Annotated in this window: 25 protein-coding genes; 1 reads left to right on the forward strand and 24 read right to left on the reverse strand. The window is 44.6% G+C overall.

Features of this window, described 5'->3' with window-relative positions; genetic code table 11:
• Positions 1-23: 23 nt before the first annotated feature.
• The 23 genes from atpG to rpoE form a co-directional block, all read right to left on the reverse strand.
• Positions 24-893: an ATP synthase F1 subunit gamma gene (gene atpG, locus AC6F33_RS15905; RefSeq protein WP_480948861.1), complete on the reverse strand. Its 870-nt coding sequence runs from the start codon at positions 891-893 to the stop codon at positions 24-26.
• 127 nt (positions 894-1,020) lie between these two features.
• Positions 1,021-2,535, reverse strand: coding sequence for a F0F1 ATP synthase subunit alpha (atpA, locus tag AC6F33_RS15910; protein WP_500777423.1), 1,515 nt, complete (start codon positions 2,533-2,535; stop codon positions 1,021-1,023).
• A 7-nt stretch (positions 2,536-2,542) separates the two neighbouring features.
• Positions 2,543-3,088, reverse strand: coding sequence for a F0F1 ATP synthase subunit delta (locus AC6F33_RS15915; RefSeq protein ID WP_255748792.1), 546 nt, complete (start codon positions 3,086-3,088; stop codon positions 2,543-2,545).
• Entirely contained in the window at positions 3,085-3,573 is a 489-nt protein-coding gene (gene atpF / locus AC6F33_RS15920) for a F0F1 ATP synthase subunit B (protein ID WP_255748791.1), read from the reverse strand. The genes AC6F33_RS15915 and atpF overlap by 4 nt, the downstream gene beginning before the upstream one ends.
• 66 nt (positions 3,574-3,639) lie before the next feature.
• Entirely contained in the window at positions 3,640-3,867 is a 228-nt protein-coding gene (gene atpE, locus AC6F33_RS15925) for a F0F1 ATP synthase subunit C (RefSeq protein WP_255748790.1), read from the reverse strand.
• 73 nt (positions 3,868-3,940) lie between these two features.
• Entirely contained in the window at positions 3,941-4,684 is a 744-nt protein-coding gene (gene atpB / locus AC6F33_RS15930) for a F0F1 ATP synthase subunit A (RefSeq protein WP_500777424.1), read from the reverse strand.
• Positions 4,641-5,093 carry an ATP synthase subunit I gene (locus tag AC6F33_RS15935; protein ID WP_255748788.1) on the reverse strand — a complete coding sequence of 151 codons (453 nt, stop codon included), beginning with the start codon at positions 5,091-5,093 and terminating at the stop codon, positions 4,641-4,643. The genes atpB and AC6F33_RS15935 overlap by 44 nt, the downstream gene beginning before the upstream one ends.
• A 6-nt stretch (positions 5,094-5,099) precedes the next feature.
• Positions 5,100-5,321 carry an AtpZ/AtpI family protein gene (locus AC6F33_RS15940; protein WP_255748787.1) on the reverse strand — a complete coding sequence of 74 codons (222 nt, stop codon included), beginning with the start codon at positions 5,319-5,321 and terminating at the stop codon, positions 5,100-5,102.
• 445 nt (positions 5,322-5,766) lie between these two features.
• Complete coding sequence (gene upp, locus AC6F33_RS15945; RefSeq protein ID WP_255748786.1) at positions 5,767-6,396, reverse strand: uracil phosphoribosyltransferase; 630 nt, start codon at positions 6,394-6,396, stop codon at positions 5,767-5,769.
• 99 nt (positions 6,397-6,495) lie between these two features.
• The gene (gene glyA / locus AC6F33_RS15950; RefSeq protein ID WP_255748785.1) at positions 6,496-7,752 is read right to left on the reverse strand and encodes a serine hydroxymethyltransferase; all 1,257 of its coding nucleotides are present in this window, start codon (positions 7,750-7,752) and stop codon (positions 6,496-6,498) included.
• A gap of 324 nt (positions 7,753-8,076) precedes the next feature.
• Positions 8,077-8,637, reverse strand: coding sequence for a TIGR01440 family protein (locus AC6F33_RS15955; RefSeq protein ID WP_500777425.1), 561 nt, complete (start codon positions 8,635-8,637; stop codon positions 8,077-8,079).
• A 165-nt stretch (positions 8,638-8,802) separates the two neighbouring features.
• Positions 8,803-9,372 carry a manganese efflux pump MntP gene (locus AC6F33_RS15960; RefSeq protein WP_255748783.1) on the reverse strand — a complete coding sequence of 190 codons (570 nt, stop codon included), beginning with the start codon at positions 9,370-9,372 and terminating at the stop codon, positions 8,803-8,805.
• Positions 9,373-9,631: 259 nt separating this feature from the next.
• Positions 9,632-10,675 (reverse strand): L-threonylcarbamoyladenylate synthase, encoded by a 1,044-nt coding sequence (locus AC6F33_RS15965; protein ID WP_500777426.1) that lies wholly within the window; start codon positions 10,673-10,675, stop codon positions 9,632-9,634.
• A gap of 142 nt (positions 10,676-10,817) precedes the next feature.
• Complete coding sequence (spoIIR, locus tag AC6F33_RS15970) at positions 10,818-11,570, reverse strand: stage II sporulation protein R (protein WP_255748780.1); 753 nt, start codon at positions 11,568-11,570, stop codon at positions 10,818-10,820.
• Positions 11,571-11,634: 64 nt separating this feature from the next.
• Positions 11,635-12,519 carry a peptide chain release factor N(5)-glutamine methyltransferase gene (prmC, locus tag AC6F33_RS15975; protein ID WP_255748779.1) on the reverse strand — a complete coding sequence of 295 codons (885 nt, stop codon included), beginning with the start codon at positions 12,517-12,519 and terminating at the stop codon, positions 11,635-11,637.
• Positions 12,516-13,589 (reverse strand): peptide chain release factor 1, encoded by a 1,074-nt coding sequence (prfA, locus tag AC6F33_RS15980; protein WP_255748778.1) that lies wholly within the window; start codon positions 13,587-13,589, stop codon positions 12,516-12,518. The genes prmC and prfA overlap by 4 nt, the downstream gene beginning before the upstream one ends.
• A gap of 193 nt (positions 13,590-13,782) precedes the next feature.
• The gene (locus AC6F33_RS15985; protein WP_255748777.1) at positions 13,783-14,358 is read right to left on the reverse strand and encodes a thymidine kinase; all 576 of its coding nucleotides are present in this window, start codon (positions 14,356-14,358) and stop codon (positions 13,783-13,785) included.
• 176 nt (positions 14,359-14,534) lie between these two features.
• Entirely contained in the window at positions 14,535-14,780 is a 246-nt protein-coding gene (locus tag AC6F33_RS15990) for a type B 50S ribosomal protein L31 (RefSeq protein WP_255748776.1), read from the reverse strand.
• A gap of 186 nt (positions 14,781-14,966) precedes the next feature.
• On the reverse strand, positions 14,967-16,238 hold the full coding sequence (gene rho, locus AC6F33_RS15995) for a transcription termination factor Rho (RefSeq protein ID WP_255748775.1): 1,272 nt from the start codon (positions 16,236-16,238) through the stop codon (positions 14,967-14,969).
• A 505-nt stretch (positions 16,239-16,743) separates the two neighbouring features.
• A complete protein-coding gene (gene murA / locus AC6F33_RS16000; protein WP_255748774.1) occupies positions 16,744-18,039 on the reverse strand; it encodes a UDP-N-acetylglucosamine 1-carboxyvinyltransferase in 1,296 nt (431 codons plus the stop codon).
• A 247-nt stretch (positions 18,040-18,286) separates the two neighbouring features.
• Positions 18,287-18,688 carry a response regulator gene (locus tag AC6F33_RS16005; RefSeq protein ID WP_480948864.1) on the reverse strand — a complete coding sequence of 134 codons (402 nt, stop codon included), beginning with the start codon at positions 18,686-18,688 and terminating at the stop codon, positions 18,287-18,289.
• Positions 18,689-18,876: 188 nt separating this feature from the next.
• Positions 18,877-20,478 carry a CTP synthase gene (gene pyrG, locus AC6F33_RS16010; RefSeq protein ID WP_255748772.1) on the reverse strand — a complete coding sequence of 534 codons (1,602 nt, stop codon included), beginning with the start codon at positions 20,476-20,478 and terminating at the stop codon, positions 18,877-18,879.
• Positions 20,479-20,778: 300 nt separating this feature from the next.
• Positions 20,779-21,228, reverse strand: a complete 450-nt coding sequence (rpoE, locus tag AC6F33_RS16015; RefSeq protein ID WP_500777427.1) for a DNA-directed RNA polymerase subunit delta — start codon at positions 21,226-21,228, stop codon at positions 20,779-20,781.
• 338 nt (positions 21,229-21,566) lie between these two features.
• Between rpoE and AC6F33_RS16020 the strand changes: the two genes are divergently transcribed.
• The gene (locus tag AC6F33_RS16020; RefSeq protein WP_255748770.1) at positions 21,567-22,781 is read left to right on the forward strand and encodes a phospholipase D-like domain-containing protein; all 1,215 of its coding nucleotides are present in this window, start codon (positions 21,567-21,569) and stop codon (positions 22,779-22,781) included.
• Between the two features lie 211 nt (positions 22,782-22,992).
• Here AC6F33_RS16020 and ltrA read toward each other — a convergent pair whose 3' ends face one another.
• Positions 22,993-24,369 carry a group II intron reverse transcriptase/maturase gene (gene ltrA, locus AC6F33_RS16025; protein ID WP_480947509.1) on the reverse strand — a complete coding sequence of 459 codons (1,377 nt, stop codon included), beginning with the start codon at positions 24,367-24,369 and terminating at the stop codon, positions 22,993-22,995.
• Between the last annotated feature and the right edge of the window lie 323 nt (positions 24,370-24,692).

Here is a 24,692-nt window from a genome sequence, read left to right on the forward strand (position 1 = left end):
TATCAGCATTTTCTAACAATCGGTTATTCGAGAGCGGCTGCGCCGCCGACAATTTCAGTAATTTCCTGAGTAATGGCGGCCTGACGCGCACGGTTATAAGAAAGAGACAAATGATCGATAATATCGCTTGCGTTATCCGAAGCGCTTCTCATCGCAGTCATGCGGGCTGCCTGTTCTGCTGCCTTTGCGTCAAGCAAAGCACCATAGATTTGACCTTCTGCATAAAGAGGCAACAAGCTCTCAAGCACTTCATCTTCATCTGGTTCATAGACATAACGGACCTTTTCCTTCGGTTTGCTTTCAAGATCCGTCAACGGCAACAGCTGTTTATCCACCAAGGTTTGCGAGATTGCATTGACAAAGTGATTATAAATCAAGTGCAGTTCATCAATTTTTTTGGTGTCGTATAAGCTGATTGCCTGCTTAGCGAAATCCAATACATCATCGAAAGCAATTGTATCCGGAACATCTGTTTTGCTAAGAGCGACAGGATAGCCGCGCTTTTCAAAGAAATTCAATCCCACTTTGCCAGTCACAAGGATTAAATATTCATCTTTGGACTCATGTTTTTCCCGAATTAAATTTTGCGTATATTTTAATACGGTACTGTCATAAGCGCCTGCAAGTCCTCGGTTTTCAGTAATGACCAGATACGCGGTTTTCTTTACCGGCCTGCTGGCAAGCATCGGATGCTTGCTGTTTCCGCCTTTCGGCAAGGTGCTCGCGATACTTGCCACAACTTCGCGCAGTTTATCCGCATATGCCGAATAGTCCTGTGCTGTTGCCTGCGCGCGATTCAATTTTGCTGCCGCAACCATTTGCATTGCTTTGGTAATTTTTCGCATCTGTTTTGTAGAAGCGATTTTTTCTTTTATATCACGCATTGAAGGCATGTTCGTTCACCACCCTTGAAAGCCCGTCTGATCTTAATTATGTAGCATCCATAACCAATCGGATCAGGCCAATCTTCAGAAGAATGTGCGTCTTTCAAAATAGTGTATATGCGATATTCCTATGGGCTTATTCGGCCTTAGAAGGAACAAAAGTCTTTTTGAATGCGGTAATCGCATCAGCAAATGCCTGATCATCCGGAAGCTGCTTTGTTTCACGAATTTTATCAAGAATGCCGTTGCCGTTTTGTTCAAGATAGGCAAGCAGTTCTTTTTCAAAACGTTTAACGTCAGCAATCGCGATATCATCAACATAGCCTTTCGTCAAAGCATACAGAATTGCAACTTGTTTTTCGACTGGGTACGGTTTGTGAAGATCCTGTTTAAGAATTTCAACCGTACGAGCACCACGATCCAGCTTCGCTTTCGTAGCCTTGTCAAGATCAGATCCAAATTGCGAAAATGCTTCAAGTTCACGATACGAAGCCAAATCAAGCTTCAAGGTACCGGCAACTTTCTTCATTGCTTTGATCTGTGCAGCACCACCAACACGGGATACGGAAGTACCGGCATCAACTGCAGGACGAATACCTGAATAGAAAAGATTCGATTCAAGGAAAATTTGTCCGTCAGTAATCGAAATAACGTTGGTTGGAATGTAGGCTGAAATATCCCCGGCCTGCGTTTCAATAATCGGCAACGCGGTAATTGAACCGCCACCTAATTCGTCACTCAATTTTGCCGCACGTTCCAGCAGTCTCGAGTGCAGGTAGAAAACGTCGCCCGGGAATGCTTCACGACCCGGCGGACGGCGAAGCAGCAAGGAAAGTTCACGGTATGCCGCTGCCTGTTTGGACAAATCATCGTAAATAATCAACACATGTTTACCGTTGTACATGAACTCTTCGCCCATTGTAACTCCGGCATATGGAGCCAAATAAAGTAACGGAGCCGGCTCGGATGCTCCGGCAGAGACGACAATCGTCTTATCCATACAACCGTATTCTTTTAACGTGTTTACAACACCCGCAACCGTTGACTCTTTTTGACCGATTGCAACGTAAATACTGATAACGTCTTGATCTTTTTGGCTAATAATCGTGTCGATCGCAATTGATGTTTTACCGGTCTGGCGATCGCCGATAATCAATTCACGCTGGCCGCGGCCAATCGGAATCATTGCATCAATTGCTTTAATGCCGGTTTGCATCGGTTCGAACACTGATTTTCGATCCATAACGCCTGGTGCTTTCTTTTCAACCGGACGCGATTTATCTGTTACAATCGGTCCCTTTCCATCAATCGGCTGTCCCAGCGGATTGACTACACGACCAAGCAGTGCTTCGCCTACAGGCACTTGCATGATGCGTCCAGTTCGTTTTACCGGGTCACCTTCATGAATATCTGTAAAAGGGCCGAGAATGACGATACCGACGTTGTCCTCTTCAAGGTTTTGGGCCATGCCGAGGACGCCGTTGGAAAATTCGACAAGCTCGCCCGACATAACACTGTCAAGACCGTGGACGCGGGCGATTCCGTCGCCGACAGTGATGACAGTACCGACTTCGCTCACTTCAACAGTGGATTGATAATTTTCAATCTGCTGTTTAATCAATGAGCTGATTTCTTCCGCTTTAATGCTCACGATATTTTCACCCCTGTCTCCCTACTTTAATCTCCTGTTTGAAGCCTGCAAGCTTACCTGCGATTGATCCGTCGAAAAGGCGATCGCCGATACGAAGCAGGATACCTCCAATAATTGCCTTGTCAACATTAGCGTGGATGCTCAACTTCTTGTCAAGCGCCTTGCCCAGACGTTCAGCAAGATCTTTCTTTTCTTGCTCGTCCAAAGCAGCAGCGGTTGTGATCGTTACGTCGAGTATACCGCGTTTTTTGTTCGCCATGTGCGTGTAGGCTTCAAGCACTTCATCGATTATGGCTTCACGCTTGCGGTCGATGAGCAATTTCAGCAGATTAAGGACTTCAACACCTGCCTGTTTTTCAAACAGCTTGTTTACAAGTTCTTTTTTATTGTCACTGCTTACTTGAGGATGCATCAGAACTCGACGCAGATCTTCATGTTCATAAAGACCCTCGGCCACACTATGCAGTTGAGACTCAATCGCATCGATGGAGTCTCGCTCCTCTGCAACCTCGAAAAGCGCCTTAGCATAACGGTTCGCTACGATTTCGCTCATCGCTGATTCCCCACTTGTTTAATCAACTGGTCAATCTCATTTGAATAATCCTTAGGATTAATTTCCTTTTCAAGCACCTTAGATGCGAGCAGAACCGACAGGTCGGCGACTTCATCGCGGATTGCGGCAATTGCCTTCTCTTTCTCAAGGCCAATTTCTTCATTCGCGTCTTTAATCATCAGATCCGAACGGTTTTTCGCTGCTTCAATAATTGCTTTCGCTTCAGCACTTGCCTGACTCTTTGCTTGTTCAAGAATGCCATGGGCTTCATTGCGAATCCGTTCGATTTCCGATTTCTGTTCAGCCAAATAGGATTCAGCATCCTGACTTTTCTTTTCAGCGTCGTCAATTTGACTGTTAATGTATTTTTTTCGCTTTTCCATAATCGCTACAACCGGTCGTACGCCGACAACTGCGACGAAGATCATCAACAAGATCATGACGACTAATTGGAAAATGATACTTCCTAAAGAAAATGACAGCACAGCTCTTGCCACTCCTTTCGATCTAAAGATTTTCTCAATGATTCATTGCCGAAAAATTCGGCTGGATCATCCGATGATACCGAAAAGCACCAAAATACCAAAAGCGATTGAAATGACAGGTAATGCTTCAACAAGACCAAGAGCGATCATTGATTGTCCGAATAAAGTACCTTGAGCTTCCGGCTGACGGGCAATTCCTTCCAAATAGCGGCTGAAAAGTACACCGTTGCCAATACCTGCTGCAAGCGCACCGAATGCGATCATGATACCACCAGCTAGAACTGCTAAACTCATAACAAGATTCCTCCTAATTTGTCTATGTTTTTTACCATCGCTTGCGGAAGAGCGTCCCATTTAGAAACAGGCATTATTCCTCTCCCACCTTTTGAGCGATATACACCATTGCCAGCACTGTAAAAATATACGCCTGGATGCATCCGACGAAAATGGAGAAAGCCATCCAAACAAAGAGCGGCACTCCGGTGAAATAAAAGGCGCCTTCGCGAAGAATGATAATGAGCACTTCACCAGCGAAAATATTCGCCCAAAGTCGTAATGCGTGTGTTGCCGGTTTCGATACTTCGTCAATAATGTGAATCGGAAGCATCCACCAAAACGGTTTTACATAGTGCTGCAGATAGCCAAGCGGACTTTTGGCAATACCTGCGAAATGCGAATAGAGAAAGATTGCAGCAGCCATTGCTACCGTAACATTGATGTCAGACGTCGGTGATTTGAACCAGCTGACCGAGTTCTTCGCCATTTCCAAGCCGCTAGCCGTAATACCTAGTGACGGAATTGGCCCGCTGGCTGTTCCAGATACAATGACGATAACGCCAAGCAAATTGGCAATTAAAATGAAAAGAAAGGTGGTCAGTGCAAAGCTTAAATATTTGGCTGATTCTTTCTTTTCAAGCATCATACCCGTAATGCCGCTGATAAAATCAATGATGTACTCCATCACATTTTGTCGTCCATTCGGACGTACGGTAAGCCGACGACTTAACAAGAATACAATCAGCATGACGATTAGTGCGGAAACCACTGATCCAATCATCAACGTGACATCAAATGTCATTCCGAGAAATTTCACTTTCGGAGTCAGATCCATGAGTCTCCCCCCCTTCATCCGAAGAAGTCGTGCCATTGCCTTTCAAATAATAATAACTCATCACCGTCACAAGCATTAGATAGCCAAACAACAGCGACAGCACAAAAGATCGATAATCAATACGGGTTGGAAAACGATAAACCATCAGCACACCAAAAACAATGGTTGCTATGCGTACGGTCATATGTAATCCCGCTAAATGGCGGGCACCTGATTGAACCCGAAGTCCGGCTATCCTTAAGCGAAACGACAAATGAAAAACATTATATAAACTGATTAATCCGCCGAGGAGAAAGCCGCTGGCCAGCGCTCTCGCCGGTATCAAAAACCAGATTAACCCAAATACACTTGTATAGATAATCGCAACAATCATTAAAACACGTGAAAACCATTCCATGACCGGTTTCATCGCTTGTCATTCCTTCATTAAGGATTTCAAGGTATAGAAGCAGCTGAACAGTCCCAGAAAGAAACCGGCAACTGCACAAATGGGCAGCCACAGATGTCCCGTTCCATATCGTCCATCAAGATAGTCCCCGCCCAGCGCTCCAATGATGATAAAAGCGAAAACCTCAAATCCCATCGCACTTACCGTTGCAGCAATCTGCAACGAATTCGGTTTTTTATTCTGCTTCATAAGGCCTCCTCAGCAGTGATGATTCAGCTGTTCTGTTCAGACATGGCTTAACCGAGAGAAAAATACATTATAAAGTTTTCGAAAATGGTCGGCCAAAACTGTAGTCAGACATAAATCGTTCACAGGCTCTTTTGCCTATTGTCGAAGAAATTCCTTATATAATCATCTTTAGAAACTGTTCATTAAAATGACTTTTCTTTAATATTTTAACGAAAGCGCTATCTTTATGCAATAATTAGCGAAACAATTGTGACTTTAATCATTGCGGTTGGCATATTAAATTATTATTGCTTTTTTGATATATATTCTTTATATCTAGAATTCTAATCACTTTTTCCTTAGTCAGCACAATAAAAATGTGACAAATCACCAACAATGAAAATATTCCTCACATATTATGTCAGGAAAAGAAAATGTTTTTCATGGATGGCACACGATTTGACCATTATTTTGTACCAAACAACCGATCCCCGGCATCCCCCAGACCTGGGACAATGTAGCCATGCTCATTCAATTTTTCATCAAGAGCTGCGAGATAAATGTCTACATCAGGATGTTCTTTTTGCACTTCTTTAACACCCTCCGGAGCTCCGATCAAGCACATCAGCTTAATGTTGACTCCGCCGCGCTCCTTTAGTGAAGTAATCGCCGCCGCTGCTGAACCGCCGGTTGCCAGCATTGGATCTACAATAATTAAATCGCGCTCCGAAATATCGGCAGGCAGTTTAACATAATATTCAACAGGTTTCAGCGTTTCGGGATCGCGATAGAGCCCAACATGACCCACTTTAGCGGCAGGAATTAAATTCAGAACTCCATTAACCATGCCCAAGCCCGCACGAAGAATTGGAATGATACCTAGTTTCTTCCCGGCAATTTTATACGCTTTTGCTTTTGCGACCGGCGTCTGTACATCCACTTCTTCCAAAGCAAGATCGCGAGTAATTTCAAAGGCCATCAAAGTAGCAACCTCGTCCACCAATTCGCGGAAAGCCTTAGTGCCTGTTTTATGATCTCGTATCATCGTCAATTTATGTTGAATTAATGGATGATTAAGTACTACCAATTTACCCATTTTATTCCTCCGTCCTCGATCATCTTCAGCGGATAACCGGAAATTTTAATCATATTAAAAGGGAGAAATAAATTCTCCCAAAGCAGTCCGTTTTAGCAATCAGGCAAAAGCGCCGGTTCCTTGAGGATACAACGGATGTTTCTCAGTCAGTGCGTGCACACGCTGTGCTGCTTCTTCCAAAGTCTGTTCATCGTCTGGATTCTTGAGTGCCAGCGCAATGATTAAAGCGACTTCTTTCATATCCTCTTCTTTAAATCCTCGTGTTGTTACCGCCGGCGTGCCCATACGTACCCCGCTCGTCACAAACGGCTTTTCCGGATCAAACGGAATCGCATTCTTATTCGTTGTGATTCCAACAGCGTCAAGAACAGCTTCCGCTTTCTTTCCTGTAATGCCAAGGTTGCGCACATCGGCAAGTACAAGATGATTGTCCGTTCCTCCTGAAACAAGATCGATACCCTGTTCCTGAAGAGTCGCTGCAAACGCCTTGCTGTTCGCAATGATCTGGGCTGCGTAAATTTTAAATTCAGGTTTAAGTGCTTCACCTAAGGCAACTGCCTTTGCAGCAATAATATGCATCAGCGGGCCGCCTTGAATTCCCGGGAAGATCGCTTTATCGAGTTTTTTCGCAAACTCTTGCTTACAAATAATCATGCCGCCGCGCGGGCCGCGCAACGTCTTATGTGTGGTTGTCGTAACGAAATCCGCATAAGGTACTGGGCTCGGATGAAGTCCGGCGGCAACAAGTCCCGCAATATGTGCCATATCAACCATGAGATACGCTCCAATACTGTCAGCAATCTCGCGGAACTTTTTAAAGTCGATGATGCGCGGATAAGCACTTGCTCCGGCCACAATAAGTTTCGGTTTATGTTCTTTTGCCTGACGAGCGACTTCGTCATAATCAATCGTTTGTGTTTCCTTTGTCACACCATAATCCACAAAGTTATAGAGCTGCCCGCTGAAGTTGACCGGGCTGCCATGTGTCAGATGCCCGCCATGTGCCAATCTCATGCCCAACACTGTATCGCCAGGTTTTAATATGGTTTCATATACAGCCATGTTCGCTTGAGCACCTGAATGAGGCTGCACATTCACATGATCGCCGCCGAACAGCTTAAGTGCCCGACTTCGAGCAAGATCTTCGACGATATCGACATACTCACAGCCGCCATAGTAGCGATGTCCCGGATAGCCTTCCGCATATTTATTGGTTAGAACTGAGCCCGCCGCTTCAAGCACCGATGTACTGACAAAATTTTCCGATGCAATCAGTTCAATTTTGTTCCTCTGTCTACCTAATTCTTTCTCAATTGCTTGATACAGTTCAGGATCGTTCGCTTTAATACCCTTCATGAAGGTGTGCCACTCCTCTCGAGTCTAATTCAAGTAAAGTTTATCACATTTTATCCTTTAACAGTGAATAAAATCAGATCCACGGCCATTTTGGTTATGATTTCCGCATGCTTTCTGTTTGGGTCTTTTCCTGATCACAACTGATATTTTCAGCAGTATCCTGAGACTAGTTCACCCATAATTTACAAAATTTTGGAAAAGCATGATTGTTATTAAAGATCAGTAAAAAAATGCTATTAAGACTTCAGCCGTATGACGGAAACAAAGAAAAAAGGCGGTAAACAACCGTCCTCATTAGTTACCGTTCATTCATATTGAGCCGACTCACCGAATTTTTTCCGGATAGACAGCACGTTCACCGCCGATTAACTTGGGGCGTGTCCGTGCCATAACAAGATGGGCATGTCCTATTTCGTTTCGCTGACTGCGCACAGGAACAGCAACGTGCTTCAGATGCATACCGATCAGTGTATCACCGATATCAAGGCCTCCATCCGCACGAATGAATTCGACCATCACAGGATTCGTCATGTGCTCAAATGCATAGGTAGCCATTGATCCTCCGGCATGGCGAATCGGCCGAACAGTCACTTCGTCATAAAAGCGCTGCCGCGCAACCTCTTGATCAATGACCAGTGCGCGATTGAGATGCTCACAGCATTGAAAAGCGAAACGAGCCCCTGTTCGATTATGACATTTTTGAACAGCAAGAAATAGTGAAGCTGCCACTTCCAAAGATCCCGCTGTACCAATATGTTTTCCTGCAACCTCGCTTGTACTGCATCCGATAACCAACAGTGTCCGTTCACTAAAAGGCATCGCCGCTTCCAAATCGGCAAGTGCCTGAGTCACCGCTTCACTAATTGACTCGTCGATTACTTTCATCTTTTAAACCTTCCTCTACAAGGAACTATTTATCATCCATTAACACTCGTTATTATAGCAGGTTGCACTGTTGATCAGTAAATGATACGCAATGTTCGACATCGTTCAGTGTTGATGTGATTGCCTGGGAAATAAATTGACGAATTCAAGGGAAAGTTGCTGGTATTAAATATGGAAATGCAAAAGAAGTTTCAGTCCGAGAACAAATAGGATAATGCCTCCGAGTGCTTCGCCATATCGTCCAAAATATTTTCCGGTTTTTCGCCCAATATAAAAGCCAGTCCATGCCATAGCCATGCTCGTTAAACCGAACATAATAACTGCCGCAAGTACCTCAGCTCCGAATAATCCCATGCTCAACCCTACCGAAAAACTGTCGATGCTGACGCTCAGCGCAAACAGAAGCAGGCTGGCATCTGATGTATAGGCGAATCCTGATTGTGTTTCATTTCTTCTTGCCAAAGAAAGGATCATTTGAAGACCAATCAACAGCAAAAGCAAGCCGCCTGCCATTTCTGTGATTGCTCCAAATCGAGCAGAAAGTAATCGGCCCAGTGTCATGCCTATGAGCGGCATGAGCATATGAAAAAGACCAATCCAAATGCCGGCCCAAGCTGCCTTTCTTAATCGGAATACCGTCATGCCCATGCCTACACAAACAGAAAAAGCATCCATGCCTAATGCAACAGACATTACGCACAACGCCAATCCCTGATTGATCAGATTCGCAGCCATGTCCGTTCCCCCCTCTTGTCCATACGAACACTCTATGCATGTCCCTAAAAAAATAGAATCTCGAATCCCCTTGATTTAGGAAAAAACGATAAGAGAATGTACAGCCAAACATGGACTGCGGAGTATAAAACGTAAAAGTGAAACCGTAAAAAGTTAAAGCAAGTTGCCAAAATTAAAGTCAACAACAAAAAAGAGCAAGACTCAATATCCTGCTCTTTTTCATATTTATAACCATAACAGTTTTCTCATTTTGAACCGATCAATCGATGACCCTGCCACCTGCTGCCTTAGACAGCCGATTCATAATTGCTTTGCCGATTCCGGCTTCTGAAAATGTTTCACTATAGATGACATCAACATTTTTTTGGTCAAAGCTGCGCAGTACGTCAAACAAATGATGCGCCACTGTTTCCGGCTCGCTCCGTTTGCCGCAAACAAGAACAGTCTCTGCCTCAGAGTAGCTGTCCCTATTCTCCTCGGTTGTCAGTACACCGATCGTACGGCCGCTGTTTTTTTCTGCAGCAATGAGTTCATGAATTCTGTCCTTGCCTGCCGGTACCAAATACATAACTGCTTCCGGAGCATAGTGTTTATATTTCATGCCGGGTGCCTTAGGTGTCTGGTCTGACCGAGTCAGACCGGGATCATCTGCCACCGCGCCAACTACTTCTATTAATTGTTCTTTTGATATACCGCCTGGGCGAAGAATTGTAACCGGGGTTGTTGTACAGTCGACAACCGTAGATTCAACTCCAACACCTGTCTCTCCTCCGTCCAGGATACCTGCAATTTTCCCATCTAAGTCGTGAAACACATGATCTGCTCGAGTCGGACTCGGTCTTCCGGAACTATTGGCCGACGGCGCAGCAATCGGCAAGTCGGAGGCAAGAATCAATGCACGTGCGACCGGATGGCTTGGCATACGTACTGCGACTGTTGATAAACCTGCCGTAACCGCATTAGAAACCTCTCCCCGCGATGGCAATACCAGCGTCAGCGGCCCCGGCCAAAACGTATCAATTAATTTTTTGGCAATTGGATGAATTTCGGTACATATAGCGCGCACCTGTTCCAGATTAGCTACATGCACAATTAGCGGATTATCACTCGGTCTCCCTTTTGCTTCATAGATTTTGTGTACGGAATCCCGTAATTTTGCATTCCCGCCAAGCCCATAAACGGTCTCAGTCGGAAAGGCAACGATTTCACCTTGGACAAGTTTTTCCGCTGCCGCTTTGATCTGAGGTGTATGTTCAAGATCAGGAGCATTGGGATCTACTCGCCACACTTGCGTTTCTATCATATTCGTTTCCCCTTTTTCCATTAGCTATGCTCTATCAAACTACTTTCTTTTCTGCGTCAAATAAGGCCGGAGTATCTCCGACCTTACGTTGTTTCCGTATACACCATACCATTCGAACAGGCCGTGTGCAATGCTAATGCTTTTACCCAGCAATTGAATGCCAAACCTTGGCGAAAAAATCAACAACAAACGAGTGTACTTCAACTTGATCCGCTTGTTTTTCAGGAGTTTCGGCTGCCGGATCTTCACTTTGCTTTGACTGCATTTCTGGAGATGCGGTAACCGAATCTTTGCTCTGTTCAGGCTGCTTCGCCAGCTGCGCTTTTGATTCTTTTGCAGGTTCCGAAGTACTTTGCGTACTTGCTTTTTCCTGAGCAGCAGCTTTAGGATTTGCGACCGCTTCACTGTTTGAAAAATCTAAGAAGCAGAGCGGCGGGAAGAGCACACACCACCAGTTAGCCCCCTTGCCATCACCCAAGGTTACAACTAGGGCATCATATTTCCCTGCCGGATAGACAAAGTTGCCATACATTTTCGTAGGAAAATCAGCCTGGCCTAATTTTATTTTATAAGTGCTGTCCGCATGTGCTTGTTTCAGCGTCCGTTCAACCGTAGCCCTCAGCTCCGGCATATGTGCACGAATGACTTGTTTTGCTTGATTCGATGTTTTTAGATCCTGAACCCACTGCGTAATGTTTTTATTTACTGCATCGCGAACCTGGCGCTTTACTGCCTGATCTGCCGGAGAGTCGCTATTTGCAAGAATACGCAGTCGAATCGCATTTTGCGGAATCGGCCCTTTTTGATCTGCTTTCGTTGTGCTGTATTGCCAGAAAAAGAATACAAGTACTAGATTAATAGTTAATAAGAGCATGAAGCCAAATGATTTTTTCACGTTTCCCGCCTCCTCACCAAACAGTGTGGACACGGAAATGGGAATTTAAACACAGGTACTCAATTTATTCATGCGACAAATTTTTCAGGGCTGCCATGACATTGCGTTCACATCCGGCAATATCCTTTTCTACTGACAGTGCCTCAATTTGATCAGAAAATTTATGACGAATCAGATCAGCGACAGCCTGACCTTGAGTGGCACCAATTTCAAAGGCCGTGATAAAAGTATGGGCATGTCCGAAAACCGAGGGCAGTGCATCAATAATTTGCCGGTAAAAATCTAAGCCGTCTTCCCCGCCGAACAACGCTAAATGCGGTTCATAGTCCCCTACAGTGTCATCCAGTTCACTCATTTCCTGCTGAGTAATATACGGCGGATTAGAAACCAGAAAATCGAATGATTCCCCCTGCAACGGACTAAGCAGATTTCCGTGTCTGAACTCTACATGTGCGCCTAGCGCAGCCGCATTTTCTCTTGCAACATTCAAAGCCTTCTCTGAAATATCAACGGCAGAAACATGCCAATCCGGATGCTCAAGTGCCAGCGTAATCGCAATTGCACCGCTTCCGGTACCGATATCACAAACGGACGGCTGTCTCAAATCTGCTGCATAGCGATTCGCCCATTGGCCGACACGCCAAATCAGTTCCTCAGTCTCCTGGCGTGGAATCAGCACATCCGGTGTGACTTTAAATGTTCGGCCATAGAAAGGCGCTGATCCAATCATGTATTGGACGGGGGTCCCATGCAGCACATGATCTTCGACCCTGCTTCGGATCCACGCTGCATCCTCGTTAGCGACATTTTCCCTTGCATCCGCAATAAGGTCCGTTCTTGAAAGACCAAGGCGTGCGCAGAGCAGTATTTCTCCTATATTTTCATCTCGGTGGTGTGCATTCAAATAAGAGGATGCCCACTTCAGCAGTTCGTATCTTTTTTCAGTCACCCGGCATCCGCCTGTTCCATTTTCTTTTCCTGATCATTCAAGATCAGCGCATGAATGATATCATCGAGTTTGCCGTTTAACACTTGGTCCAGCTGATGGATCGTCAAACCGATGCGGTGATCCGTCACACGATTCTGTGAAAAATTGTAGGTACGAATCCGTTCCGAACGATCCCCGGTTCCGACAGCAGACCTTCTTGTTGAATCGTATTCCGCCTGTGCTTCTTTTTGATACTTGTCATAAACACGTGCGCGCAGCACTTTCATTGCTTTTTCTTTATTTTTAATCTGAGACCGTTCCTCCTGACAAGAGACAACAATACCGGTTGGTATATGTGTCAGACGGATTGCCGACATCGTTGTGTTGACACTTTGCCCGCCCGGCCCGCTTGAAGCAAATCGATCAACGCGAATATCCTTATCATTCAATTCAACTTCGACCTCTTGAGCTTCCGGTAAAACGGCTACTGTCGCCGTCGACGTATGAATTCGTCCACCCGATTCAGTTTCCGGAACGCGCTGCACGCGCTGCGCTCCATTCTCATACTTCAGTTTCGAAAAAGCTCCTTTTCCCGAGATCATACATACAATTTCTTTATACCCGCCAATTTCATTTGGACTAGCATCAATGACCTCGGTTTTCCAGCCTTGCTGTTCGGCATAACGTGAGTACATTCGGAACAAGTCACCGGCAAAAAGTGCAGCCTCATCGCCTCCAGCAGCAGCACGTATTTCAAGAATAACATTTCGGTCATCATTGGGATCCTTGGGAATGAGCTTCTGTTTTAACTCTTCCTGAAGATGTTCCTGATCCTGTTCAAGACGGCTGATCTCATCGTGAACCATGCCTTTCATGCTCTCATCCAATTGCTCTTCAAGCATCGATTTAGCATCCGCCAGCTCCGCAATCGTAGCTTTATATTTATGATAGACCGTAACAATGTCTTGTAAATCCGACTGCTCCTTAGAATACTTGCGTAATTTAGCTGGATCACCGATTACATTCGGATCAGCCAGCAGCTGATTTAACTTTTCATATCGGTCTTCCATGGACTGTAACCGTTCAAACATTTCATCCACCCCGCCATTTATGCGTCGCTCATATCCGTCCGTTTTTCTTTCCCTTATTATATTATCATAATACCTGAGTTTCAGTGATGGATCACAAGTCGACTGTACGGATCCATTAACATTCCCTTTAAACAAACCAAAAAGGACTGCGCCTGATAAACGTCAGATCATTGGAATCGGCAAAGGGTTCGGATCATATGATCGGAGGATGGCTGTAGCAATGGCGGCAAACCGGATAGTAGCTTTCATTACCGCCGATCTGGATCTGATCTCCTGTATAAACAGGCTTCCCTTCTCCGTCAATACGAAGATTCATGGTCGCCTTTCGTTCACAGAACCAGCAAATCGTTTTCATCTCTTCTATTTTATCCGCGTAAAGCAACATGTATTTGCTGCCTTCAAACAATTCATTACGGAAATCGTTTTTGAGTCCGAAGCCCATCACCGGGATATGTAATTGATCAACAATTTTTGCAAGCTGAAGCACATGCTCCTTAGACAAAAACTGGACCTCGTCAATAAGTACACAGTGAGGACGCGACTGATAGTCGCTCACTTCAGTAAAAACATTCGTGGTATTAAAAATGGGGATTGCACGTCTTTTAAAGCCGATTCGGCTTGAGATTGATCCCACCTCATCACGATTATCAACTCCGGAAGTAAACAACAAGACGGATTTGCCTTGTTCCTCATAGTTATGGGCAACCTTGATAATTTCAATTGATTTTCCACTGTTCATTGCACCGTATTTAAAGAAAAGTTGAGCCATGCCTTGTTCGTCCTTTCATAATTCCTATTGTTCATTAATGAAAAAAGCAGGCAGAATAACCCTGCCTGCCGCTGATCATGTATGATTAACTTGTCCAAAAAAACAAAAACGGCCAATTCCGCACCATTTGCATCGCATCGGAACATGCCGTTTTCTCTCTGGACTTCAAACGAATCTTATTTAAGATTATATTTCTGTTTAAACCGATCGACACGTCCGCCTTTGTCAGCGAATTTCTGACGGCCAGTGTAGAATGGATGCGAATCGGAACTGATTTCGACAGTAATCAATGGGTATTCGTTTCCGTCTTCCCATTTAACCGTTTGATTCGATTTCTTCGTTGAACCGCTCAAAAATTTAAAACCAGTACTTGCGTCCATAAATACAACCTTGTGATAGTCAGGATGGATGCCTGCTTTCATCTCATTCATCTCCTTTGCGCCCTGATTATTCTTTCAAACCAGAGTCTTATTGCGTTCAATAGCATAATGCACAACGAGTATTATAACAGGCGTATGCAGTGTTTGCAAGCCGAATTCTTGCAAGAGAGTGATGCTCCAAATGGGGTTTCAACAACAATTCAGAGGATCCAGTCTAAACAAATGTCCTTATTTAGACTGCAGACTGCCTTTTTTCTCTTTATCGAAAATATCGAAGAATTCCTGATTTGATTTCGTTTCACGGATTCTCTTGTAAAAATGTTCCACAAAATCGGAGGATTCATCCATTGTTTTGCGCATCGTCCAAAGTTTATCCAAATGATCGCGATCAACAAGCAGCTCTTCTTTACGTGTACTGGAACGACGAATATCAATAGCCGGGAAAATTCTTCGTTCGGCAAGACGCCGATCAAGATGCAGCTCCATGTTGCCCGTCCCTTTAAATTCCTCATAAATAACATCATCCATACGCGATCCTGTGTCGACTAACGCAGTAGCCAGAATGGTCAGGCTCCCGCCTTCTTCAATGTTCCGCGCAGCACCGAAAAATTTCTTTGGTTTGTGGAAAGCAGCCGGATCAATACCACCGGAAAGTGTTCGGCCGCTTGGCGGAATAACTAGGTTATACGCACGGGCGAGACGGGTCAGACTGTCCATCAAGATAACCACATCTCGTTTATGTTCCACCAACCGCATTGCCCGTTCAAGAACAAGCTCTGATACCTTCACATGGTTTTCCGGCACTTCGTCAAAGGTTGAGCTGACCACATCGCCTTTTACAGAACGTTCAATATCCGTTACTTCTTCCGGACGTTCATCAACGAGCAGAACAATGAGTTCGACTTCCGGGTAATTGACAGTAATACTGTTCGCAATTGATTTGAGCAATGTTGTCTTGCCGGCTTTCGGCGGTGCGACAATCATTCCTCGTTGCCCAAAGCCGACCGGGGAAATCATATCGATGATGCGCGTTGAAAAGTCTTCCTCTGTTGTCTCAAGCACCATATGCCGATTCGGATAGAGCGGTGTCAATGCTGGGAAGTGCACACGTTCCTTCGCGGTATCCGGATTTTCTCCATTAACTGCTTCAACCCTCAACAATCCGAAATAGCGTTCATTTTCTTTTGGAGGACGTACCTTGCCTGTGACTTTATCTCCATTACGCAAATCAAAACGTCTGATTTGCGAAGCTGAAATGTAAATATCCTCAGAGCTTGGCGAGTAATTAATCGGACGCAAAAAGCCGAAACCCTCAGTGGGAATAATTTCAAGAACACCCTCCATGAGAGACAAACCGTCTTTTTCTGCCTGTTTTTTTAAAATCGAGAAAATCAATTCTCTCTTATTCAATTTACTATAATAAGATACTTTAAACTCTTTCGCATGCTCATATAATTCTTTGAGTTTCATATTTTCTAATTCTGCTAATGTAATCGGCATTCTCACACCACGCTTTTTTAAAATTTATCCTCGCTATATCAAACGCAGAGCTCTATCTTGCGTTAATCATAAATGATCTTTCTTAAAAAAGAATTAATCCGAAAATTGCACAGAACTGTGCATCTAGAGGGGGGGAGGAATTTAGTATGAAACAGCTTGACACAGCCAGTTGAGCGATTTCAATCCTTCGCGAACAATAGCACAGTTTCCTTAAAATAGTGTAATTTTTCAAAAAAACTGGAAACAATATTTTTTTATTACCGTTATAAATTATTATAAAAATATTCTATCTCATTATTAACATATTATACCCTTTTTATCAACCATTAGTCGTGCATTTCATTAGAGGCTAACGAAAAAAAGTGACAAATCCGAGTTTTTTTAAAATGAGATAGGCCTAAACTTACAATTGTACCGCTGAGCATCTACTGGTTCCTATTTATGTAAAAAAGAAACCCGCAAGGCAAACGTATAAAGCTTCCCGTGCGGATCCTTTTGTTCACGGTTATTCTTGTTCCTTAAGACTTTCTCTCGCCTCGGCTTCGAGCAGAGGCTCCCGCCAAATATTTGCACCAATGCTGCGCAATTTCTCCACAATGTGATCGTAGCCCCGATCAATATGCTCCACGCCGACAATCTCCGTAATTCCTTTAGCCATTAGTCCGGCAATGACCAGAGATGCGCCTGCTCTCAAGTCGGTAGCGCGTACCTTAGCACCCTCGAGATCCGACGGACCGCTCAAAATGGCCGAGCGCCCTTCCACCTTAACATTGGCACCCATTCGCCGTAATTCGTCGATGTGTTTGAACCGCGCACCATAGATTGTATCCGTAATAATGCTGGTTCCTGCCGCCTGGGTCAGCAAGCTGGTCAGGGGCTGTTGCAGATCCGTAGGAAAGCCGGGATAGACCAGCGTTTTGACATCTGCATTCTTCAGGCGACTCTCGCTCCTCGAAATCAGAATTTGATCCTCTCCAACTTGAACCTCAACGCCCATTTCTCTCAGTTTCGCCGTGAGTGATTCAACATGCTGAGGGATAACATTATCGATCAACAAATGATCGGCCCCTGCAGCACCGATAATCATGAATGTCCCTGCTTCAATGCGATCCGGAATGATCATATGCCTACATCCATGCAGTTCCTGCACGCCTTCAACACGAATCACATCTGTGCCTGCCCCTTTGATTTTTGCACCCATGCTGGTCAGAAGCGTTGCTACATCAATAATTTCCGGTTCTTTTGCCGCATTCTCAATGATCGTCTGCCCTTCAGCCTTGACTGCGGCCAGCATAATATTGATCGTCGCACCGACACTGACAACATCAAGGTAGATACGCGCACCATGTAAGGATTCTGCACGCAAATAAATAGCACCGCGTTCGTTTGTTACCTTCGCTCCGAGCGCTTCAAATCCTTTAATATGCTGATCAATAGGACGCGGACCCAAATTGCATCCGCCGGGAAGACCGATCACCGCTTTGTGAAATCTGCCGAGCATGGCTCCCATCAAATAGTAAGAAGCACGTAATCGTTTTACCGAGCCGTTCGGCAACGGCATGTCCACCATCTTCCTCGGATCGACAGTAAACGTATGGTCTTCAAAGGATACCGTTCCGCCAATCTCACGCAAGAGCTTGCATAGCGTGCGCACATCAGAAATATCGGGAAGCTGGTCAATAGTGACCGGTGAATCAGCAAGAATGGTGGCCGGAATTAATGCGACAGCACTATTTTTTGCACCGCTTATTTGAACGGTTCCATTTAAACGTGTGCCGCCTTCAATAAGTAATTTATCCATGGTCAGAATACTTCCTTTTCCTTTTACATCATTTTAAAAAGTGCCTATTGGAAACTTATGCGTGAAAACAAACGGACAAAATCATTATATGTACAGAGTGAAAGAAATGATCTTTATTTAATAAAAAATAAAGTGAACAATGATGAGGATGCCGTTCGAAATAAACGATTCTGTTAGCATTATAGCATAACCAATCATTTATGTCTGTGTGTACGACTGTCTTGAGGGCTTGCCTGCTTCAGACTCCCTAATTGCGATTTGGACATTCTTTTTCAACCGTAGCGATAAGTTCATGGAGATCAAACGGTTTGGTAAAATGGGCGACTGCACCGCTCCTCAATGCCTCCTGAACCATCGTATTTTCGCCATAAGCAGTCATAATGATTACTTTCACTTCCGGTTTTAGATCCTTTATTTTGTGCAAAATTTCCAGGCCATTCATCCTCGGAATTTTCATGTCCAGCAAAACCAGCTGCAAATCCTCTTTTTTCAGTAGTTCCAGTGCCTGTTCGCCATTCGCCGCAGTCACAATTTGGTAGTCCGTTTGCTTAAATACTTCTCGCAGGAGCATTCGAATGCCTGGCTGATCATCAACAACCATAATTTCATTTACATTTTTTGAAGCGTATACTGCGTCTTGTTTACTCATTACAATGCCCTCCTTCGTTCATTCATTTCATTAACGGTTTTATATATCATTTCTTTATGAAACTGCTTTTTCCTTCTTTTAATTAGTCTTGATCCGTTTCGACCACATTGAAGCGGATTGCAACTGCATTTATGTAAAAAAGCTGCCCCGTTTTTTACGGGGCAGCCAATTTTTCATTTTATCTTATGTTATTTTTCATTTTCCAAAGAAGCCTTGATAAAGTCATGGAACAGCGGTTCCGGACGGGTCGGACGCGATTTGAATTCCGGATGGAATTGACACGCGACAAACCACGGATGATCCTTCAGTTCGATCATTTCAACAAGATGGTTATCCGGGCTGAGTCCGGAGAATACCATGCCTTGTTCCGCCATTTGTTCACGGTATTGGTTATTAAACTCATAACGATGGCGATGACGCTGATAAATGATTTCTTTATTGTAAGCCGTATAAACCTTTGTATCCTTGACAATTTTGCATGGATAAAGACCTAGACGCAGCGTGCCGCCCATATCCTCGATATCCTTTTGTTCCGGCAGAAGATCAATGATTGCCTCCTCGGCATCCTGATTGAATTCTGCAGAATCAGCACCGCTTAATTTCAGAACATGACGGGCAAATTCAATGGTTGCCAGCTGCATGCCGAGGCAGATTCCGAAGAACGGAACCTTGTGTTCACGTGCGTATTGAATCGCCAAAATTTTTCCTTCAATGCCGCGATCACCGAATCCGCCAGGCACGATAATGCCTTGGCAATCCTTCAATTGTTCCTCTACATTGTCCGGCAGCAAATCTTCGGAATTAATGTATTGAACCTTCACTTCAGTACCGAAGCTGTAGCCGCCGTGTTTAAGCGCCTCGACGACCGAAATATATGCATCCTGAAGCTCTACATATTTGCCGACCAATCCGATTTTCACATGTTTTTTCGGATGAAGGACCTTGTCCACAAGATCATGCCACTGACTCATATCCGCTTCGCCGTTCGGCAATTGCAATTTCTCGCAGACGATATCGTCCAAGTGCTGATCCTGCAACTGCAAAGGCACCTGATAAAGTGTTTCTGCATCCCTTGCTTCAATGACCGCATCTTTGTCAATATCGCAGAACAGTGCGAGCTTCGCCTTCATCTCTTCTGAGATCGGCAGTTCAGTTCGAACGACGATCACATTCGGCTGAATACCGAGACTGCGCAGCTCTTTCACGCTATGCTGTGTCGGCTTTGTTTTCATCTCGCCGGCTGCCTTTAGATAAGGGATCAGGGTGCAGTGAATATAGAGAACATTATCCACACCGACGTTGCTCTTGATTTGCCGGATCGCCTCAAGGAACGGCAAACTTTCAATGTCACCGACCGTACCGCCGATTTCAGTAATAACCACATCGGCTCCTGTCGTTTTGCCCGCACGGAAAACGCGATCTTTAATTTCATTTGTAATATGCGGAATGACTTGAACCGTTCCGCCCAAATAATCGCCTCGCCGCTCTCTTTTTAAAACCGTCGAGTAAATCTTTCCTGTCGTGACGTTGCTGTTTTTATTTAAATTGATATCAATGAACCGTTCATAGTGTCCAAGGTCCAGATCTGTTTCAGCTCCGTCATCAGTAACAAACACTTCACCATGCTGATACGGGCTCATTGTGCCGGGATCCACGTTAATATATGGATCAAATTTCTGAATGGTCACACTCAGTCCGCGATTTTTCAAAAGGCGCCCAAGCGAGGCTGCTGTAATTCCTTTTCCGAGAGACGAAACAACGCCTCCGGTCACAAAAATGTATTTCGTCATCCTTGATGATTTCCCCCTTATCAATAAAAAGCTTGGTAAAGTTCAGTGGCTCGTAAAGCGATGAGTCATTACGGCAAGGGGTCTTCATTACGATCACATTCGACCATTTTCGACCGGTTTTTCTTGCCTTTTTTTGTAAAAAAGCAAAAGCGGTACGCTCCCCTTTCGGAGGGCTCGCTTTTGCTTTAAAATTCGATTCTATTTGTCGCCCTTTGCAATTCTAACAAACTTAATCGGTCGAATCAAGGGTACGTTGCAGGAAAAAATGACCTGCATCCGGCGGTGTTAAAAAGCAGTCAATTATTCATCGTCTTCGTCAATAATTGCGTTCTTCTTAATGCGCTTTACATCGTCGTCTTCATAATCGTCGTCATCATCGGAATCATCGTCTGTGTCGTCCACATCCAAATCATCCTCGTCATCTTCATCATCATAATCGTCAAAGCCGTCTTCTGCTACCTTATGCTTTTCATGATGGCTGTCGCCAAGCGTTTTCGCAATATCATCTTCACGCTGTTCCAATGGATACCAATTGCGAAGTGCCCATAGATTGTGACCAACACTCAGAAAACGACCGTCGAGAATCAGAGTTGTGTAGAGACGTGCGAGTGACTCGCCGCCATCCGCCTCAATTTCGCCTTTTTTATAAACCAAGTCGGTCAGTTCATAGAAGGTTTTCGGTTCTTTGCCTTGTGCCAATATATTATAGAACTGATCAACCTTTGCTTTTTCAACCACGTGTTCTGTCAATGGAAACATCCTTTCCTTGTATCAATACTCGTCGATAACACAACATCCGCATGCTTAAAAAGATTCCGCAAATCTCTGTCCAAAAAAATCTATTTGGTGAGGCGCTTTAGCAAAACGCACACTGAGACTCATTATAAAGTTATACAATAAATACAATAGTCTGTTCCCCGATTAAAATCAAGTCTTGGCATAAAATTCATTGTGTATTCTCCATTTTATCATCTGTTTGCAACAAATCCTCCTAAATAGAGAATCCATCCGATACATCGGCAAATTTGGGATATATTATAAGTTAAGACCGACGCCAATTCGCGTCTCATTTGATCGGGGGATCCTGCATGTATTTTTTATCGGCAATGCTCATCATCATTCTTGTACTTGTTGTTCTCATTTCTGCCGCTATTTTGGTTGATATACGCATAGGATTAAAAGTAAAAAGGCCATTGATTTCCGAACGTAAGCCGATTGCAGGCTTCAACCAATTCCGTTATTTCACAAATGGTCACGAACTCTTTAGAGAAATGAAGCAAAGTATTGAAAGTGCCAAGCACCACATTCATCTCTCCTTTTTTATATTTATCGCCGATGAAGTGGGCAACGAATGGCTTGAGCTTTTAAAGAAGAAGGCTGAAGAAGGCGTCGAAGTGCGGTTACTTGTCGACGCACTGAGCAGCTTCGCGCTACGAAAAAAAAGAGCTGAGCTGGCTCATGCAGGTGTGCAGCTTGCCTTCTCAGAAAAGCCAGTGTTCCCTTTTACTTTTTACTTCTTGAATCGCCGCAATCACCGAAAATTGATGATCATTGACGGAAAGATCGGCTATTTTGGCGGTTTTAATGTCAGTCGCGATTATATCGGACGTAATCCGAAAATGGGACCATGGCATGATAATCACCTGAAAATAGAAGGCGAAAGCGTTTCTGTCCTTCAGCGCTTGTTTATTGAAGACTGGACACAAGCATCAAAGAAAGATCTTCAAAACAATGATGCTTATTTTCCAAACGTCACTAAAGGACCCAGTCCCTTGACTTTAATTGGAACGGACGGCAAACAGCTAGAAGATTGCTTTGCAAAAGAGCTAGGGAGTGCTCATACATCCATTCTTATCGCATCTCCTTATTTTGTGCCAAGCAAAAGACTGCTCAATGTGCTCCTTGATCGGATGAAAAATGGCGTAGCAGTGACGATTTTATTGCCACAGAAAAAAGATCACCCGCTTGTTCAACCAGCTTCATTTCTATATCTTGAACCACTTGTTCAAAGAGGCGCTAAACTTTACCATTTTTATCAAGGCTTTTACCATTCAAAGCTCTTTGTCATTGATCGTAATCGCTGCTATTTGGGTACTGCCAATTTCGATCGGAGAAGTCTTTTTTGGAATGGTGAACTTTCCGGATTTACAGATGATCCCAGTCTCGTCCATCATGTACTCCATAATGTTGAAAAAGAAATAGAAGATAAATCGATTGCCGTTACCTACGAACAAATAAGAAAACGATCCCCGCTCGCTAAACTTTCCTCATATTGCAGCGGCTGGCTCAGCTTCTTTTTGTGAACTACATTGGGGAATCATCGCTTCGGTTTCTCGCATCAACTGAGCGCGACCGCTGGCGTCTCGCACCTCCGCTTTGATTCTCGTCCAAGACACTGGTGATTAGTTTGAATACGGGTCAGAATCAGTCGAGTAGGACAGCGATTCACATCTTCTGTCCCCTCACGGAACCGTGCGTGCGCTATTTACGCACACGGCTCTTCTTGTTCATGGTTCACAGAATGTAGCTCAGCTCCGACCGAAGTTGATAAATATTGACCTTGATTCGCGGTTGCGGCAGAGGGAAGCGTTTGAGAAATTGATTAAATTTTTCCCATGTGAACGATCGTTTCTGGCTCCTTCTGTTTAACCATTTATACAACAACCGAATCACCTGCAATCGAAAAGCGCTCACGCTTAGACTGTTATCGGTGATACAATAGTAGTTGTAATAGCCGGTCAATGACCTCTTGAGCCGATCCATGATGAAGTCAATCTCTTGGGTCCGATGGCCTTTCAGCCACTGCGAATAGGCTTTGAGTTTGGCACCCACTTTCTTTCGGCTGCTTTTCCTCTTGACTCGAAAATGTCCGCTTTTACTTTGCCCACAATAGTGGGTGAATCCCAGGAAGTCAAAAGTCTTTGGCTTCCTGTTTCCATTTCTCTTGGCATTTTCCTGAGCGAATCGTCCGAAAGGGATGATCCTCGCTTTCTCCTCCGCAAGCGCCAAGTTAAATTTTTCTAGGCGCCGCTTCAGATCGCAATAGAATCGTTGGGCTTCCTGTTTATACTGAAAACAACAGACAAAGTCATCGGCATAGCGCACCAGATAAGCCTGTCCCTGGCACTGTTTCTTCACCGCTTTCGTAAACCATAGGTCAATCACATAGTGCAGATAGACGTTAGCTAGGATCGGCGAGATCAGTCCGCCTTGCGGCGTCCCTTGTTCGCTTGCGTGCCAAGTTTCCTTCTCCATGTAACCCGCTTTTAGAAAACGGGCAATGAGCCTCAGAAAGCTTGGATCCTTGATCCGTAGCTTGAGAAAACGCATCATCCATTGATGGTCGACATGATCGAAAAAGCCCCTGATGTCCACATCAACAATGTAGTTCGTGTACTTCTTTTCAATGAAGACATTCAGGACTTTAAGTGCATCATGGCAGTTCCTATTTGGGCGGAAACCGAAGGAACAGTTAAGAAAGTCTTGCTCATAGATGGCATTAAGGATCTTCGCCAGACCCCGCTGAACAATTTTATCCTCATAGGCAGGGATGCCCAGTGGGCGTTTCTTCTTTGTTCCCGGTTTATCAATATATGTCCGCCGGACAGGGAGCGGCCGATAGCTTTTCTGCTTCAGGCGCTTATCCAGATCGGCAAGGTGTTCATCAAGATGTTCTTGATAGCTTGCCTTCGTCATCTGATCGATGCCCGCTGCTTTGTTTCCCTGCAGTTCCCGGTGACAGACCCTCAATTCCTCTACGCTCAATAAATGAGCCAGAGAGGTGAAGGCCATCTTCGGATTTTCCTTCGCTAGCTCTGCTATTCTTACCTGTTTTGTAGTCATCTCTACTGTCACCTCTGTGTGTGCCGATGTGTCCCAGATAAGATTCATAAACAAGGGAAAACACCTTCCCTCAACCGGCATTACCCGATATCATGGGTACTATGTGCTTCCTCCGACTTCCCAGCAGACATTTAACGTCCTTACATTTGATTGCTTGGTTCGCTATACTTTCTTTCGAAAGACCCGCTGGGATCTCCCGAGTTGCCGTACCTTATTGATGCTCAGCGTGCCATGGTCTCTGACCCCGGGGAACCCCCAGACCTCTTGCCTTAACGATGTCTGGCGTGTTGCCTTCTGGAAGTATAACGCCATCGGCATTCCCATTTCATAAGTTTTCGAGGCTCAATCCCTTCAACCACTTGGCTTACGGC

It is taken from the genome of Sporolactobacillus sp. BBK16-2 (assembly GCF_059878335.1).